The sequence below is a fragment of the Lentzea flaviverrucosa genome, assembly GCF_003350445.1.
In the GTDB taxonomy this organism is placed as follows: Bacteria; Actinomycetota; Actinomycetes; order Mycobacteriales; family Pseudonocardiaceae; genus Lentzea; species Lentzea californiensis.
Map to the genome: position 1 here is coordinate 46,532 of NZ_QQAU01000011.1, position 15,957 is coordinate 62,488.

Annotated in this window: 14 protein-coding genes; 3 read left to right on the forward strand and 11 right to left on the reverse strand. The window is 70.4% G+C overall.

Annotation, left to right across the window (positions count from 1 at the left end; all coding sequences use genetic code 11):
* Nucleotides 1–8: 8 nt before the first annotated feature.
* From DFR72_RS29830 to DFR72_RS29875, 10 genes are all read right to left on the reverse strand, one after another.
* The gene (locus DFR72_RS29830) at nucleotides 9–3,095 is read right to left on the reverse strand and encodes a S8 family peptidase (protein ID WP_090069255.1); all 3,087 of its coding nucleotides are present in this window, start codon (nucleotides 3,093–3,095) and stop codon (nucleotides 9–11) included.
* 174 nt (nucleotides 3,096–3,269) lie between these two features.
* Nucleotides 3,270–3,641, reverse strand: coding sequence for an SCO6045 C-terminal-like domain-containing protein (locus DFR72_RS29835; RefSeq protein ID WP_245983626.1), 372 nt, complete (start codon nucleotides 3,639–3,641; stop codon nucleotides 3,270–3,272).
* Nucleotides 3,634–4,452 carry an MbnB/TglH/ChrH family RiPP precursor modification enzyme gene (locus DFR72_RS29840; RefSeq protein ID WP_090069257.1) on the reverse strand — a complete coding sequence of 273 codons (819 nt, stop codon included), beginning with the start codon at nucleotides 4,450–4,452 and terminating at the stop codon, nucleotides 3,634–3,636. Before DFR72_RS29840 ends, DFR72_RS29835 begins: the two co-directional genes overlap by 8 nt.
* A complete protein-coding gene (locus DFR72_RS29845; protein WP_090069258.1) occupies nucleotides 4,452–5,228 on the reverse strand; it encodes a TIGR04222 domain-containing membrane protein in 777 nt (258 codons plus the stop codon). Before DFR72_RS29845 ends, DFR72_RS29840 begins: the two co-directional genes overlap by 1 nt.
* Complete coding sequence (locus DFR72_RS29850) at nucleotides 5,228–5,998, reverse strand: TIGR04222 domain-containing membrane protein (RefSeq protein WP_090069260.1); 771 nt, start codon at nucleotides 5,996–5,998, stop codon at nucleotides 5,228–5,230. The genes DFR72_RS29845 and DFR72_RS29850 overlap by 1 nt, the downstream gene beginning before the upstream one ends.
* Nucleotides 5,999–6,009: 11 nt before the next feature.
* A complete protein-coding gene (locus tag DFR72_RS29855; protein WP_143086853.1) occupies nucleotides 6,010–6,783 on the reverse strand; it encodes a TIGR04222 domain-containing membrane protein in 774 nt (257 codons plus the stop codon).
* An 89-nt stretch (nucleotides 6,784–6,872) separates the two neighbouring features.
* Nucleotides 6,873–7,760: a TIGR04222 domain-containing membrane protein gene (locus DFR72_RS29860; RefSeq protein ID WP_090069263.1), complete on the reverse strand. Its 888-nt coding sequence runs from the start codon at nucleotides 7,758–7,760 to the stop codon at nucleotides 6,873–6,875.
* Nucleotides 7,761–8,179: 419 nt separating this feature from the next.
* Nucleotides 8,180–8,602, reverse strand: coding sequence for a peptide-methionine (R)-S-oxide reductase MsrB (gene msrB / locus DFR72_RS29865; RefSeq protein WP_090069264.1), 423 nt, complete (start codon nucleotides 8,600–8,602; stop codon nucleotides 8,180–8,182).
* Between the two features lie 112 nt (nucleotides 8,603–8,714).
* Nucleotides 8,715–9,005, reverse strand: a complete 291-nt coding sequence (locus DFR72_RS29870; protein WP_090069266.1) for a hypothetical protein — start codon at nucleotides 9,003–9,005, stop codon at nucleotides 8,715–8,717.
* A 65-nt stretch (nucleotides 9,006–9,070) separates the two neighbouring features.
* Nucleotides 9,071–10,024 (reverse strand): asparaginase, encoded by a 954-nt coding sequence (locus DFR72_RS29875; protein ID WP_090069268.1) that lies wholly within the window; start codon nucleotides 10,022–10,024, stop codon nucleotides 9,071–9,073.
* Between the two features lie 104 nt (nucleotides 10,025–10,128).
* On the opposite strand from DFR72_RS29875, the gene DFR72_RS29880 reads away from it, so the two are divergent.
* The 3 genes from DFR72_RS29880 to DFR72_RS29890 all read left to right on the forward strand — a co-directional run bounded on the left by DFR72_RS29880 (nucleotide 10,129) and on the right by DFR72_RS29890 (nucleotide 15,461).
* A complete protein-coding gene (locus DFR72_RS29880; protein ID WP_090069269.1) occupies nucleotides 10,129–10,782 on the forward strand; it encodes a GntR family transcriptional regulator in 654 nt (217 codons plus the stop codon).
* 112 nt (nucleotides 10,783–10,894) lie between these two features.
* Nucleotides 10,895–13,150: a helix-turn-helix domain-containing protein gene (locus DFR72_RS29885; protein WP_090069271.1), complete on the forward strand. Its 2,256-nt coding sequence runs from the start codon at nucleotides 10,895–10,897 to the stop codon at nucleotides 13,148–13,150.
* A 4-nt stretch (nucleotides 13,151–13,154) separates the two neighbouring features.
* A complete protein-coding gene (locus DFR72_RS29890; RefSeq protein WP_090069272.1) occupies nucleotides 13,155–15,461 on the forward strand; it encodes an ATP-binding protein in 2,307 nt (768 codons plus the stop codon).
* Here DFR72_RS29890 and DFR72_RS29895 read toward each other — a convergent pair.
* On the reverse strand, nucleotides 15,453–15,836 hold the full coding sequence (locus DFR72_RS29895) for an SsgA family sporulation/cell division regulator (protein ID WP_090069274.1): 384 nt from the start codon (nucleotides 15,834–15,836) through the stop codon (nucleotides 15,453–15,455). The two genes, DFR72_RS29890 and DFR72_RS29895, sit on opposite strands and share 9 nt — an antisense overlap.
* Between the last annotated feature and the right edge of the window lie 121 nt (nucleotides 15,837–15,957).

Sequence of the window (15,957 nt, forward strand, 5' to 3'; positions counted from 1 at the left end):
GGTGGCCGCTACGCGGTCACTCGATAAGCGCGGATCACCGTCAGTTCAACGGTTCCGCCCTTGGCGTCCGTCGCAGTGGCCTTCAAGGAAGTCCACTGCGCGTTCGCCGGGTTGTAGACCAACGCGCTGTTGCCGACCACACCCGCACGGCGCCACGACTTGCCGTCGTCGTGCGAGTACTCGACTCCGGTGACGCGCACCTTGCCCGCGTCGCCCTGGGTCTGGGTGAGCAAACCGATGCGCTGCAACGTGCCCGCGGGCACCGCGCCGTTGGCGTCGAGCTTCGGTTCGAAGCGCACCACCGACAGCGGCGGCGCGTCGATCTCGCCCTCGGTGCCCTGGGACTTGAAGGTCCACACCGCGGACACCTTGGTGCTGAACTCGAACTGCGAGCTCCGGTCGATGCTCATCTCGGCGCGGAAGTCGGCCCGGGGCAGCGGCACGTTGTTGAACACCCCGCCCGGCGTGGTGGTCTCACCGAGCAGGACACCGTTGCGGTACAACGCGGTCCTGGCGTTGTCCACAGTGGACGTGCCGTCGCCATGGGTGGCGTCGCTCGTCAGTGGCACGCCGACGTAGAACTGCTTGCCGTACCGTTCGACGAACCCGTACTCCGACTCGGGCAGACCCGGCGAGAACACCGGCCGGACCTCGCGCTCCTTGTAGGTCTTGCCCGCTTCGTACCTGCGCAGCGCCGAGGTGATGCGTTCCTGCGCGCCGTTGGCGTGCCGCGTCATGATCGCGGACTGCCAGCGCACGTCCTCGGTCGTCACGTAGTCGACCGCGGTCGCGCCCGGCGCCACCGGGTAGAGCGCGGTGCCGCCGCCCAAACCCTGCGGGGACAACGGCAACTCGCCCTTCGACGCCTGGCTGTCCGGCTTCTGGCCGCCGATGGTGGACTCGACCCTGGCCAGGTCCTGCCTGGCCGGTGCCTTCACGAGGCCGATCGGGAGGCTGCCGGGCACCGGGTAGGCGAGCCGGTAGAACGTGTGCGGGTCGGCCGTGGTGTTCGCCTGCAGCATCGCGAGCGACGACAGGTCGGCGGGCGGCAGCGGTCCGCCGGCCTGAGCGATCCCGACGCCCTCGAAGCCGCCGAACATGAGCATCGTGCCCTGCAGACGGCTTTCGCCGTTCACCGCACGGCGGAAGGCGATGATCCCGAGCGTGAAGTCACCGGTCTCCTCCGGCGCCTTCACCGACACGGGCTGGGCCAGGCGGGCGTCCTGCGTGACCGTCGCGTCGCCGGTCAGCTTGACGGTGGGCTGGTAGAGCAGGTCCATGCTCTGCTCGCCGCTGTACAGCGTCGTGTCGAGGAAGTAAGTGCCCTTGGGCAGGCGGATCTTCACGTCGCCCGTACCGGCGACCGGCTTGAACGTGTCGTTGTCCAGGCCGACCAGGAACGTGAACGAGCTCTCCGGGTCCTGCCCGTCGCGGCCGATCATGTCGATCGTGAGGGTGTAGCTCTCCACCTCGCGGTCGATGCCGACGAGCGTGCGGACGGTGTGCGGACCGGACGTCGCGACGACCTCGCCCGCGTACGCGGCGTCTTGCGTTCCGGCGCGCGAGTCACCGGTGACGTCGACCGACGCGGTGCCCTTGGCGGGCACGGTGACCTTCGTGGCGCCCAGCGTGAACATGCCTGCCGGTGCGGTGCCCTTGAACGCGAGGTCGAGCGTGATCGCCGCGTTCGTCGGGTTGGTGTAGGTGATCGCCTTGGTCACCGGCTTGTCGTCACCGTGCGGCCACTCGTGCAGGCCGAGGTTCACGGTGACGTCGCCGGTCAGCACCTGCTCGATCGCCTTGGCCACGTCGATGCGCCCGGCGCCCTGGTCGAACGCGCTGACGCCCTCGGCGGGCTTGGCCGTGGTCGCGAGCGCCGACTTGAGCTGCGCCGGCGTCCACTCCGGGTGCTGCTGCTTGAGCAACGCCGCCGCGCCCGCCACGTGCGGCGTCGCCATGGACGTGCCGCTGCCCGCGAGGTGGTCGGTGGACCCGGCCTTGGCGGCCACGATGTCGACGCCCGGTGCGGTCACCTCGGGCTTCAGGCCGCTGTCCCCGACGCGAGGGCCCTTGCTGGAGAACGGCGCGATCTTGTCGTCGCGGTCGACGGCGCCGACCGACAGCGCGGCCTCCGCCGTGCTGGGGGAGCTCACCGAGCCGGGCGAACCCGAGTTGCCCGCCGCGACGACGAACAACGTGCCGTACTGGGCCGTCAGGTCGTTGACGGCCTGCTCCAGCGGGTCGACCTCGGGGGTGTCGCCGCCGCCGAGGCTCATGTTGACGACCTGGGCGCCCTGCTCCGCCGCCCAGCGCATGCCGTCGAGGATCCAGGACTCCTGGCAGCCGAACTCGACGCAGACCTTCGCGTCGATGAGCTGCGCGCCCGGTGCGACGCCGCCGTACTTCGAGTCGTGGCTCGCGACGGTCGACCCGACGTGCGTGCCGTGGCCGACGTTGTCGGTGTTGTCGGGGTCGGACGTGAAGTTCTTCTCCGCGATCTGCTGACCGGCGAGGTCCGGGTGCTTCTCGTCGACACCGGTGTCGACGATCGCGACCTTGGTCCCCTTGCCGGTGATGCCCTTCTGGTGGGCGGCCGGCGCGCCGATCTGGGCGACGCTGCGGTCGAGGCTCGGCTTGCGGATGCCGTCGAGCCAGATCTTGTCCCCGGTCGCTGCCTCGGCCTTGAGTGCGGTCCAGTCGTTCGAGGAGCGGGCACCGAGTCTCGCCCGGCCGTCCACGATCAACGGCATGCGGTCGCGGTAGCCGAACTCCAGCAGCGTGGTGACGTCGAAGAGCCTGGTGTCGAGCCGGCCCGCCGCCAGGGGCTCGAACGCGTCCTTCGGCACGACCACCAGGTGACCGTCCGCGGTGCGGGCGGTCTTGAACGCCATCTTCTGGCGGCCTTCACCGGGCTGGATCGCGACGACCTGCCTGTCGTGCCCCAGCAGGACCTTGTCGCCCGTGACGAGGGTGACCTCGTCGGCGGTCTTCTGCGGGGCGTTGCCCGCTGGTGGAGCGGCCGCGGCTGTGGCGGCCGGTGCCACGGTCAGGGCGAGCGCCGTGACGGCGCCCAGCACTTTCGTTTTTCCGCGCATTCGAATCCCCTCGTGGGTCGAATTCTGCGCGCTGTGGTCCGCGCAGGCCGGAAGGCCTTTCGCGGCAAAGCGAAGGCAATGCGAAAAGGTCCCCCAACCCTTTCGAACGTATCGATGGTGCTGGGGGTCACACAGGGCCGAACGGGGGATTCTGGCCCCCGTTTTGCTCGCCCGTCAGTTCGACTGCCAGAACTTCCAGCGCGCCTTGCGCTTTTCTGACAGTTCTCCGGAGGCGCGGCACCATTCCGCGAACGACGCGGCATCCTCGCGCGCGCGAGAGCCCGCACGACGTGGATGTTCGGCGGCGTAGGCGTCGAAGAGCGGCCGGAACCGGTCACCGAGCTCGTCGGCGACCGCGGGACCCAGCATCCGCACTATGCCGCGCCGTTTCGACAGCAACGCACGGCGTTCGACGCCGAGGCGTTGTTCGTCGAATCCCGCCGGTACCGGTCCGTTCGCGAGCAATGCATTTAGCAGCTCGGTCTGCCGGGCGGCAAGCCTTTCGCGTGCGGACGAAAGGCTGTTCTCGTCCACGATTTCAGCCACGGTGTTTGTCCACCACCGCGCGGATCGCGGCCAGTTCGCTCGCGATTTCGGTGTCGGACGGGTAGTTGTCGTCCCGTTCCAGCAGAACGCCCGGCGGGGTGACGCGCGAGCACAGTTCGTCCAGCACTTCCAGGACTTCCGGCAGAACCGCGTGCGCGTGCGTGTCGTGGTAGATGTCGCCGTTCTGCTCGCCGCCGGCCACGTGCACGTAGGCGAGGCGCTCCAGCGGGATCTCGTCGAGGAACCGCTCCGGGTCCGTGCCGATGTTGCGGGCGTTCGCGTAGAGGTTCGCGACGTCCACGAGCAGCCAGCAGTCCGTGCGTTCGACGAGCTCGGCGAGGAACTGGCCTTCGGACAGCTCACCGTCCGGCCACTCCAGCAGCGCGGCGACGTTCTCCAGCGCGAGCGGCACGGGCAGGTTCCGCTGCGCCAGCTTCACGTTCGCGACGAGCACGTCGAGCGCGTCTCTGGTGCGCGGCACCGGCATCAGGTGGCCGGAGTCGAGCCCGCCCGCCCGCACGAAGCACACGTGGTCGCTGACCATCGGCGCGCCGACCGCCTCGGCGACGGAGCCCAGGTGCTCGACCCGGTGGAGGTCGACCTGGTCGGCGCTGCCCAGCGAGAGTGACACGGCGTGGGGGAGCACCGGGACGCCGCGTTCCAGCAGCAGCGTCACCGACTCCGGCAGGTGTCCGATGTGGAGGTTCTCGGCGACGACCTCGACGAAGTCGACGCCGGGCAGCCGTTCCACGGTCAGGTCGATCTCCGAACGCCAGCCGATGCCGACGCCCAGATCTTTGATGCCCGCCATCAGTCGCCTCCTCCGCCACCGCCGCCACAGCTGCTGCCACCGCCACTGCAGCTACTGCCGCTGCCCGACGAACAGCTGCTGCTGCTTCCGCAACTGCTGCTGCCACACCCGCTGCCGCAGCCGGCCGCGCTCGTGGCGCCTCCGTTGCGGGTCTTCCTCTTCTTCTTGCGCGGCAGCATCTTGACGACGCTCTGCGGCAGTCCGAAGAGCTCGCCGACGCTCTGGTTGCCGATCCTGCCGCGGAAGCCTTCCAACGCCACCGTGAGGACCCTGTCGCTCGCGGTCACGTCCTTCAACGCCGCCCTGCCCGCCCTGGTGAGCGGTTTCGCGCCGAACGTCCAGTACGCGGCGCCCAAGAACGCCACCGCGCCGAAGAGGGTCCACGGCTCCAGGAAGGCCAGCAGGCTCAGGAGGACGCCGATCGCGAGGAAGACCCACCACGCGGCGAGCCGGGGGCGGGGGTCGCGGGTCAGCCTGCGTGCCCGCAGCTGCTGGTGCAACGTCCGCATCTCCGCGCTCTTCGCGGCGTTCCGCACGACCGAGTCGAACCGGACCGCCCTGCGCAGGTTGACGAGGATGAACGTCTCGACCGCGGTCGAGACTCCCAGCTCGGTCTGGTGCACGGCGGACACGAGCCCGTCGCGCGACACCCGCACGAGATCGGCGTCGAGCAGCCTGGCCAGCGCGGTCTCCGCCGCCCGGCCGGGGCCTGCCACCAGGTAGCCGATCTGCTCCGCGGGCAACCGCGTTCCGCGTGCTGTCGTCGGTGCCGCCATCAGTCGCCTCCTCCTCCGCCGCCACAGCTGCTGCCACCGCCGCAACTGGAACCGCTCGAACTGCTGCAACCGCTGGAAGTGGTACCACAGCTGCTGACGCTGGACGCCGAACCGCACCCGCCACCGTCCGCAGTGGACCGCTTCCTGGGCTTGCGCGACCTGGGCGGGATCATCTTCACGACGCTCTGCGGGAGCTCGAACAAGTCACCGACGTGCTGCCGGTCGACCTTGCCGGTGAACCCGTGCAGCGCCACCGCGTGCACCCTGTCGTGCGCCGTCACGTGCTTCAGCGCGGTCCTGCCGGCCTTGGTGACCGGGCTCCTGCCGTACTGCAGGACGAAGAGGCACAGTGCGATCGGCACGCCGGCGAAGAACGGCGGCGCGACGAAGCCCGCCAGGGTCAGCAGGCCCGCGACCGCGAGGGTGAACCACCGGCCCTCACTGCGTCGGCGCGGCACCTGCACGAGTCCGCGGCTGAACAGGTGCCGGTACAGGTCGGCCACCTCCGTGCTGTTCGCGGTCGACTGCACGATCGTGTCGAACCGGACGGCGGTCCGCGCGTGGCTCAGCATCCGCGCCTCGATCGAGGTGGTGGCGCCGTGGCCGTTCTGGTGCACCGCGGAGACGAGCCCGTCGCGGGAGACCCGCACGAGACCGGTGTCGATCAGGCGGGCCAGCACCGCTTCCGCGGCCCGTCCGGGACCGGCCGTCAGGAAGCCGGCCTCCTCCGCGGACAGCCACGTCCCCTGCGCCGTTGTCGGTGTTTCCATCAGTCTCCCCCTCAACTGCTGGAACTGCTGCAGCTACTGCTGCTGCTACTGCTGCAACTCGAACTGCTGCTGCTGGAACAACTGCTGCTGCAACTGCTCGAACTGCTGCTCGAACAGCTCGACGAACCGGCGCAGCCGTGGTGGTTCCAGTCGTAGGAGCCGCAACTGCCGCTGCTGACGTACGGAGTTGACGTCTTCGTGCCAGGTCTGCCCGGCCGCGGCCGCAGCCCGAACAACGCCACCTGCTCCGAGCGGCTGCGCGCGCTCCGGAAGGCGTACCGCACCACGGTCTTGCCGTCCGCCGTGAGCCTGCCCTGTTTCCGCAACAGGAGTGCCACCACCAACAGCATCCCGGTCAGCACGAACACCCACGACTCGACCGCGAAGGCGACGATCACCGAGATGAAGGCCAGGAGGAACAACACCACCCGCAACGCGGACCTGCCGCCATCGGGCCTGCCCCACCGCGGCTGCACGACCCCGCGGGCGATCAGGCTCTGCGCCAGTGCGGCCATCTCGTGGCTCGCCATCGCGACCTGCACGACCTGGTTGATCGGGCGGGCGGTGCCCTGGAGTCCGGCGAGGACGTACGCCTCCAGCGGTGTCCTTGCGCCGTAACCGTTCTGGTGGACGGCGGTCACGAGTCCCTCGCGGGAGATGCGCACGAGACCGCCGTCCAGCAGCCGGGCGAGAACGGCCTCCGCCGCCCTGCCCGGTCCCCCTGCCAGGAACCCGATCTCCTCCGCGGACCACGTGGTCTGGTGCGGTGCCGAAGACTTGGACATCAGCACTCCCCTCACTGGTGTCAGTGCATCTTCGACGTGAGATCTACCCCTGGGTTCCTGTTGTTACCTGAAAAGGTCCGAACGACCGGTCAGCCGCCTCCGCCGCCACCGCAGCCGCCGCCCCCACCGCCGCAGCTGCTTCCGCTTGAACACGAAGAAGAACCGGCTGAACACGAGCTGTAGCCGCTGCTGCTGTAGCTGCCGGACCCGGAGGAGGCGAGCAGCGAAGTGCGCACCGCCAGATCCGGGTAGACGACGAGACCGCCGAAGAGGACCGCACCGGCCGCGCCCGCGTACAGGACCTCGTCCACGCTTCCCGCCGCCCTGGTGCTCGTGCGGCGGGCGTCGGCGAGAACCTCGTTGCCCTTGCTGGTGCGCACGACCTTCTTGCCGCGGCGGGTGAGGAGCAGGATCAGCAGGCCGGTGAGGACGAGCTGCAGCGTGAGCCAGCCGACGGGTGCGTCGACCATGATGCCGTTGACCCAGCGCGCGACCCCGATCGCGAGGAGCACCCAGAGGGCGATGGATCCCTTGCGCACCGCGCTTTTCGCGACGTCCGGGTCGACCAGGAGGCCCATGTCCTCGAGGCGCCGGCCGATCCCCGTGACCACGGGTTCCGCCGAGACGGCCGGGATCATCAGGTTGACCGTGCGGTTGGTGTAGCGCTGGCAGTCGGTGACCACGGCGCGGTCCACCGGGTTGAGCGACTGCGTGGTGGACGTGGCCTGAACGGTGCCACGCCGTGAAGTCCTGAGCTCACCCGCGGTGAGCAGGCGCGCGACGGCCGTTTCGACCACGCGCCTTGGACCGCCCGCAAGATATGCGAGCTCGTCCATGTCGAGAGAGCGCACGGGCTGGGTGCTCCGACCCGCCCGCACGCGTACCCGGACGACGATCGCGACCAGCACCGCCAGTGCCAGCCCGATCCAGTACAGCTGAAGGAACTCCGGTCCGGACAATCCCCAAGGCCTTGGCATTCGACCCACCCCCTGACTGCCCCGAAAGTGCTTCGGTGAGTCAATGGTGTGGTCCGCGCCACAGCCCCACAAGGCTTGTTGACGAAGCCTTAGGGTTGCCGGCCTTCTGCCTCTGCTTCTTGCCTGTGGCTAGGCCCTGTCCTGCAAGCCTCGTCCGCGATAGTCGCGGCCGAGGGCCCCGGAGACGGCACCGCCGCAAGGCCCGAATACGCCCGGTATGAGGGCCATGCGGCGGCACCGCCTCCGGGTCTCTCGACCGTGACTCTCATCGAACGGACTTGCAGGACAGGGCCTAGCTGGACGAGCCGCCGTCGACTCCGCCGGAGCCTTCGCCGTCAGTGCCACGCAGAGCGGTGCGGAAGATCATGGTGCCTCCCAGGTCCGTCCGGTTCCTTGCGACCCGGACTGAGCTCAGTCTCCTATTCGGACGGAACGAGTTTCAAGGAGATGGAGTTGATGCAGTACCGCTGATCCGTCGGGGTGGGGTACCCCTCGCCCTCGAAAACATGCCCGAGGTGGCTGTGGCATGTGGCGCAGAGCACCTCCACGCGCTTCATGCCGAGCGCGCGGTCCTCACGCAGGATGACCGCGTCCCCGGCCAGTGGCGAGAAGAACGACGGCCAGCCGCAGTGCGAGTCGAACTTGGTGTCACTGCGGAAGAGTTCGGCCCCGCAGGCCCGGCACTCGTAGAGGCCCTCGGTCTTGGTCTCGGTGTACTCACCGGTCCACGGACGCTCGGTGCCCGCCTGCCGCAGCACCGCGAACTCGGCGGGGTTGAGCTGGGCGCGCCATTCCTCTTCGGAACGCACGACTTTGGGGGTGGCGCCGACAACAGGTTCCATGTCTCTTTATAACTCCGGCGTGCCCTCAGGGCTTCCCGGCGGCGCTGTGAGGGGCGGCGCCGTAAGGCCCCGTTAAGGTGTCGTTCTCGTTCGCGGCCAGGAGACGTCCGGCTCAGAAGATGATGGCGAGGATGTCGCCCAGTGCGAACCAGACCGTGAGCAGCACGCCCAGCAGGATGAGCCCGACGACGATGACGGCGACGAGCCGCTGGTGGCCTGTCGTGCGGTTCGCCGAGTCGGCGAAGTCCTGCACGCCTTCCAGGTAGCCCTCGACGGTGTAGCCCGGGCGTTGCCGCTGCATCTTGTCGAGATGGTCGGCGAACGCCTTCGTCTCGGGGTCGTGTGGGTCGAGACCGATCAGCTCCTCCTGGAACTTCTCGTCCTCGTCCTTCGAATCGCCCATAAACCCCAGCTTAGTGGCTGGGGTGCGGGATCAGGGCCTGGCGGCCGTTCACGGGCGGCGGGGCGTCAACTCGCCAGCGCGAGCGCCGGCCGGACCGCGCCGACCGCGCGGCCGTGCCCGAGAACCGGCACCGTGGCGAGGTCCTCGAGCTTGCTCACGTCGACCCCGAGCCGCTTGAGCACCGCGACGATGACGACCGCACGGGCGCGCGAAGAACCGTCCGCGATCTTCAGCGCCACGCCCTCGCCGGTGGGCAGGCCGACCGCGTAGACGCCCTCGGCGCCGTCCTTGGCGATGACGCCGGGCAGGGCGTCCATGAGCGCGGTGACGTCGCGGCCGGTGCCGCCGACCCACTGCGGGTAGGTGCTCATGGCGGTGGCGACGCGGTGTTCGAGGGTGCCTTCGGGGGCGCTGGCGAGGCGGCCGAACGCGCGGGCGAGGCCGGTGAGGCTGATGGCGAAGATCGGGGCGCCGCAGCCGTCCACGCCGACCTGGGCGACGGGCTCGCCGGCCACGTCCTCGATCGTGAGGCGGGTCGCGACCTGCAACGGGTGCGCCGGGTCCAGGTAGTCGTGGGTGGACCAGCCGTTGACGACGCAGGTGGCGAGCATGGCGGCGTGCTTGCCGGAGCAGTTCATGTACTTCGGGGCGGGCGCGAGGCCCTGCGCGAGGTGCCGGGCGCGCGCCTGCTCGCCGAGCGGGAGGTCGGGGGTGCACTGCAGGGCGTCCTCGCCGAGACCGGCCGAGGCCAGGATCCGCAGGGCGCCGGCGACGTGGAAGTCCTCGCCCGAGTGCGAGGCACAGGCCAGGGCGAGCAGCTCGCCGTCGAGGTCGAGACCGCCGCGCAGCATCGCGAGGGCCTGCAAGGGCTTGTTCGACGAACGCGGGAACGCGACGTCGCCGGGACGGCCGATGGACAGGACCGCGTCACCGGAGGCACCGGTGGCGACGACGGTGCCGTGGTGCACCGACTCGAGGAAGTCGCCCCGCCAGACCTCAGCCACCACTTCGTGTGCCATGTCGCCCCTCCAGCCTCATCGGTGAAACTGCCAACTGTCGACAGTTGACACGTTCGCTATTTTAGCGGGAGGACGGCCGGTGCCGTCCAGATCAGGAGACGAAGGTGACACCTCCGGCCCCACTGCACCTCAGCCTGGCCGGGCAGGCCGTGGACGTGCTGCGCGAGCAGGTGCTCACCGGGGAGATCCCGACGGGCTCCCGGGTCAACGAGGTCGAGGTGGCGCAGAAGCTCGGCATCAGCCGCGGGCCGTTGCGCGAGGCGATCCGGCACCTGGCCTCCGAGGGTCTGCTGACGCTGGTCCCGCACCGCGGCGCGTTCGTGCCCGACGCCAGCCCCGAGGACGTCAGGGCGTTGTTCGAGCTGCGCACCGCGCTGGAGTGCGCTGCGGCGGAACTGGCGGCATCGCGGCGGACCGACGTCGACCTCGTGCGGCTGCAGGACGTGTGCGCGGAGAGCCGGCGCAACTACAAGGCGGGGCAGCCGTTCCCGTACCGGCTGGACCTCGCGTTCCACCAGGCGTTGATCGAGGCCGCCCGCAGCCCGTACATCGCCGAGCAGGTGCGGCTCGTGCAGCAACGAGTGGTGCTGCTGCGCAGCGCGTTGGACGACGACCCGCCGCACCAGCACGCTTCGCTGGACGACCACGACGAGCTCGTCCAGGCGATCGCGGACGGCGACGCGGCCAGGGCGGCGACCGTGATGCGCCGGCACCTCTCCCGCGTGTGCGCGCAGATGATCACGAGCTTGACCCACTAGTGGTGTGGCTTGGAAAGTTGCCGGGCGAATTCGCGGTCAGACGGGTGCGAGGCGCCCTGCTGAGCGTGAATTACCCAGCCATTTTCCGAGCCGCACCACTAGCTTTTGTGCCATGACGTTCGGCGCCCGGCTCCTGCGGCACCGCAAGAACGCCGGGCTCAGCCAGGAGGAGCTCAGCGAGCGGTCCGGGGTGAGCGTCCGCGCGATCAGCGACATGGAACGCGGCCGCGCCCGTTCCCCGCAGCGCCGCACGACCGAGGCCCTGGTCGACGCGCTGGAACTGGACGAGAGCGACCAGGCCGAACTGCGCCGGCTCGCCAGGACCGGCCGGGTCGCGCTCACCAGCCCGGTCTGGTCGCTCCCGATGTACGTGGCGGACCTCGTCGGCCGTGACGCCGAACTCGACGCCATCTCCCACATGCCCAACGGACTCGTGGTGCTGCACGGGGCCGCGGGTACCGGTAAGACGAGCCTCGCCGTGAGGGCCGCCCATCTGCTGGAGGGCCGCTTTCCGGACGGTCAGCTGCTCATCGAACTGGAGGGCTCCGCACAGCCCCTTCAACGGTTGCTCAAAGACCTCGGAGTGCCCGCCGAACACGTGCCAGAGGACGTGCACGGCCAGACGCGGCTCTACCGGTCGTTGCTCGCGGGCAAACGCCTTCTGCTCGTGCTCGACGGTGCGAGCACGGAGGAGGAAGTCCGCACATTGAGAGCGGATCCGGGCTGCCTCACGATCGTCACGTCCCGGCATCGGCTCGCCGGACTGGCGGGCGCGACGTGGATCCGGCTCGGCGGCCTCACCGAACCGTGCGCCGTCGAGCTGCTCTCGTCGATCATCGGCGCGCAGCGCGTCGAGGCCGATCCCGCGACAGCACGGGAACTCGTCCGGCTCTGCGGGACGTCGCCGCTCGCGCTCCGGATCGCGGGCAACCGGCTCGCCAGTCGCCCGCGCTGGCCTCTCCGCCACCTCGTGGAGCAGATCGAGGAACGCCGCCTGGCCGCGCTCACCGCGGGCGACCTGGACGTGCGCGGCGCGTTCGAGGTGTCGCTCGCGCACCTGCCGGAGACCGCGCGGCTGGTGTTCCGGCGGCTCGGGCTGCTCGTCGGCACTCACGTCGTTCCTGAGCTCGCGGCCGAACTGGCCGGCATCACCGTTGAGAAGGCCGAACAGGCGCTGGAGGACCTCACCGACGTCAGCCTCCTAGACCCTGACGACCGCGGCTACGCGATCCACGGCCTCGTGCGGACGTTCGCCACCGGCCTGGTCGACGCCTCCGACGACGACGCGGACCGCAGGATGCTCGCTTGGCTCCTGGAGACCACCGTGGCCGCCGGAGTCCTCTTCGGACAGACGGGCGACGCCCGGCGGGTGAGCCCGCGGCGCAGGGCCTTCCCCGACGTCGCCACGGGACGGCGCTGGCTGGACGAGCACCGCGACCTGCTGCCCGAGATCGTCGAACGGGCGCAGGCCAGGGGGCTGCACGAGGACGTGACGCGCGCGGTGATCGCCGTGTCGCACTACGCGGCCATCGAACCGGGCCTGGTCTGGGAACGCGTCTACCGCCTCGCGCTGGCCTCCGCGCGCGAACCGTGGCAGGAGATCGTGGTGCGCGGCCAGCTCGGCTGGGTGCTGTTCGACGTCGCGCACCGGCCGGGACCGGCGCTGGAGGTGCTGACCGGCGCGGCCTGGATCGCCGAGGTTTCGGGGGAGACCGGGCACCTCGGCTGGGTGTGGCTGATCGCGTCGGCCGCGCACAGCGGGCTCGGTGAGTTCGACGAGGCCGAACGCGTGTGCCTCCAGGCGATCGACTCGATGCGGGAGCCGATGGACGAGCACTACGCACGGTCCGTGCTCGGCGTGCTGTGGCGGTCGATGAACCGTCCCATCGCCGCCGTGACGGCCCACGAAGAAGTGGCGAAGGAACAGCGCGCCTACGCCAACACCATCTACGAACTCTCCGCACTGGGTCGCACGCTCGGATGGCTCGGCCTCGCGTTGATAGACGTCGACAGGCCGGACGACGCCGTCGAGGCGCTCACCGAGGCCGAGGCCGTCTACCGGCGCGCCCGGATGGCGTCCTGGCTCGCCACTACGTTGTGGCACCGCGGCCTGGCCCACCGCGCGGCGGGCCGCCTCGCCGAGTCGGACGAGGACCTGGACCAGGCGCTCGCGAGGTTCCGCGCGCTGGGCGACGGCATGGGCGAGATCGAGATCCTGCGAGACCTCGCTCACAACGCCGAGTCACGGGGCGACCACAGCGCGTACCGAGATCATCTGCGAGACTCGCTCGCGGCGTGCGAACGGTGGGACACGGACGCGACGCGCGAGATCGCCGCCGAGGTGCGGAAGTGCCTGTCCGGGGGGTGAGGGAATGCGGGCGACCACCTTCAGCGAGTTCCTGCGCTTCTACCGGCGCCGCAGGGGACTCACCCAGGAGGACCTCGCCGCCCGCACCGGCCTGGGTGTCCGCACGCTGAGCGACCTCGAACGCGGCCGCGTGCACACCCCGCAGGCCCAGACCGTCGACCTGCTGGTGAGCGGACTGGGTCTGCGCAACGAAGAGGCTGAGGGATTTGTGGCGCTCGCACGGTCGTCAGAGGCCGCGCAACCACGTCCCGAACGCACGGACTGCACGCCACCCGCCGCCGAAACGCTCATCGGCCGTGAAGCCGAGCAGCAGCAGATAGCCGACCACATCAGCCGTGCGGCGGCGTCGTCCGTGCTGGAGGTCGTGGTCGTGCACGGCCCTCCCGGCGTGGGGAAGACCTCTCTCGCGGTGGACGCGGCGCACCGGTTCGCCGGTCGGTTCCCCGACGGCTGCCTGCACCTCGACCTGCGCGGCATGGACCCGTCGCCGCTGTCGGCGGAGCGCGCCATCGTGCGGCTGCTGCGGGCGTTCGGCGTGCCGGACGCCAAGATGTCGTCCGATCCGAATGACAGCCTCCGCCTCTACCGCTCGCTGCTGCGCGAACGGACCGTGCTGCTCGTGCTCGACAACGCCGCGAACGAGGCCCAGATCCGGCCGCTGCTCGCCGCCAGCCCCGGCTCGCTCGTGGTCGTGACCAGCCGCAACGTGCTGGCGGGTCTGAACAGCCGCGCGCGGGTCGACCTCGGCCCGCTGCGGCACGACGGCGCCGTCGCACTGCTCGCCGTGACCGCGGGCGCCGGCCGGATCGCGGCCGACCTGGAGTCGGCGGACCGGGTCGCGGCGCTGTGCGGAGGGGTGCCGCTGGCGCTCGCCATCGCCGGCCGCACCACGTCGTCGTTGCGGCACCTCGCCGATCAGCTGTCCGACGAACGCGCACGGCTCGATGTCCTCGCGACCGGCGACGTCCAGGTCCGCACCGCCTTCGAGCTGTCCTACCGTCTGCTCGCACCCGGAACGGCGACCCTTTTCCGCCGGCTCGCGCTGGTCCACGGCCCGGACACGTCCGTCGAACTCGCCGCCGTGGCGGCCGGGACCGGCGACGCCGAGGCGTTGCTGGAGGAGCTCGTGGACGCGAGCCTGCTCCGCGCTGGCGTTCCCGGCCGGTACTCGTTCCACGACCTGATCCGCGACTACGCGCGCGAGCGGCTGCACAGCGACGAGCCCGACGTGGAGGCACACCGCCTGCGCACGCGTGACTGGTTGCTGGCCACCGCGACGAGGCACGCGTCGGCGTTCCTGCCGGACGACCAGGGCGCCGCCGACCTGGCCGGTGCGAACCGCTGGCTGTCCGGGGAGCTCGCGAACTGGCGTGGCGCGTTCCGCGAGGCGGTCGCCGACGGCGCGCACGAGCAGGTGCTGGCGCTCGCGCGGTCGATGCACTGGTACTCGGACCACCGCGGCACGGGCGAGCTGTGGCGGGAGGTCTACACGGCGGGCGTCGGTGCCGCCACGGCGCTGGGGGAGCTGCGGCAGCGGGCCCAGCAGCTCAACTTCGTGTGCTGGGTCTACATCGCGCGGCACACGAACATCCCGATGGCCAAGCGGTGGCACCACGAGGCGTTGCGGGCGGCGCGGGAGTGCGGCTCGCTGACGGAGAGGGCCTGGGCGCACTACTACCGGGCGGGCATCGCGAACCGCGACGGCACCCAGGCGGACGGCGTCGTCCACGCCAGGCAGGCCGCCGAGCTGTTCCGGGAGGCGGGCCGGCCGATGGACGTCGTGATCGCGCTGTCGTTCTCCGGTGTTCTGCTGCAACGGCAAGGCCGGCTCCCAGAGGCCGTCGAAACGCACAGGGCGTGCGTCGAGCAGGAACGCGCGCTGCGAGGGGACGAGCGCGGCGTGGCGCTGGAGAACGCCGCCCAGCTGACGCTCCGCCTGGCGGACGCCCTCGTCGAGGCGGGCGAGCACGACGAGGCGCTGAGCGTGGTGGCGCACGCCGAGGAGCTCCTCGGACGGGGCGCGGCGAACCTGCTGTCGATGGCCAGGCACACCCGTGGCCGCGCGCTGGCCGCCGCCGGGCGGTTCACCGAGGCGCGGGACCAGCTGGCCGGCGCGGTGGAGTCGCTGTCCGACCCGGAGGCCAAGGTGGCCGTGCTGATGGAGATCGCCGGGCTCTGCGACCGCGTCGGCGACCACGACGCCGCCGTCCGGCACCGGGTGCGTGCGCTGGCCGAGAGCGAGGGCTACGAGTCGCCCGGCATGACCAGGCTGCAGCACGACCTCGCGGAAGTGCTCGGACTCTCAGCGTAGGACGGTGCTCAGGAACGCGTCGGCGTCGAAGTGCTCCGTGCCGCGCGGCACCAGCCGGTCGGTCGCGGCGAGGAACTTGCGCAGCGTGCCCGCCGGCACCCGGAAGACCGTCATGTGCCGGTCGGAGACGAGCTCCAGCACCAGCACCCGGCTCGAATGCGGCCGCAACCGCACGTCGCCGTCACCCGCTCTCCTGCTCATGCCCTCGGCGAGCAGGTCCCTGCCCATGACCCAGGTGGCGACCGAGCCGCCCGCGCGGAACCTCATCGTCACGGCGAACGGGTCCTCCGACCGGTAGAGCAGCTCGGTCTCGACCGGCGCGGTGGAGCCGTTCGGCCGGACGAAGTCGAAGACGGTGCGTGACGCGACCCGCATCGGAACTCCTAGAGGTGTTCGTGAGGTGTACACAAGGAATCACGTAATGGGCAGCGAATTGGTTCACGACGAGTCGTTGTCATCACCAATTGATTGGTCGAATGGTTTTCGCGTTCCCGGC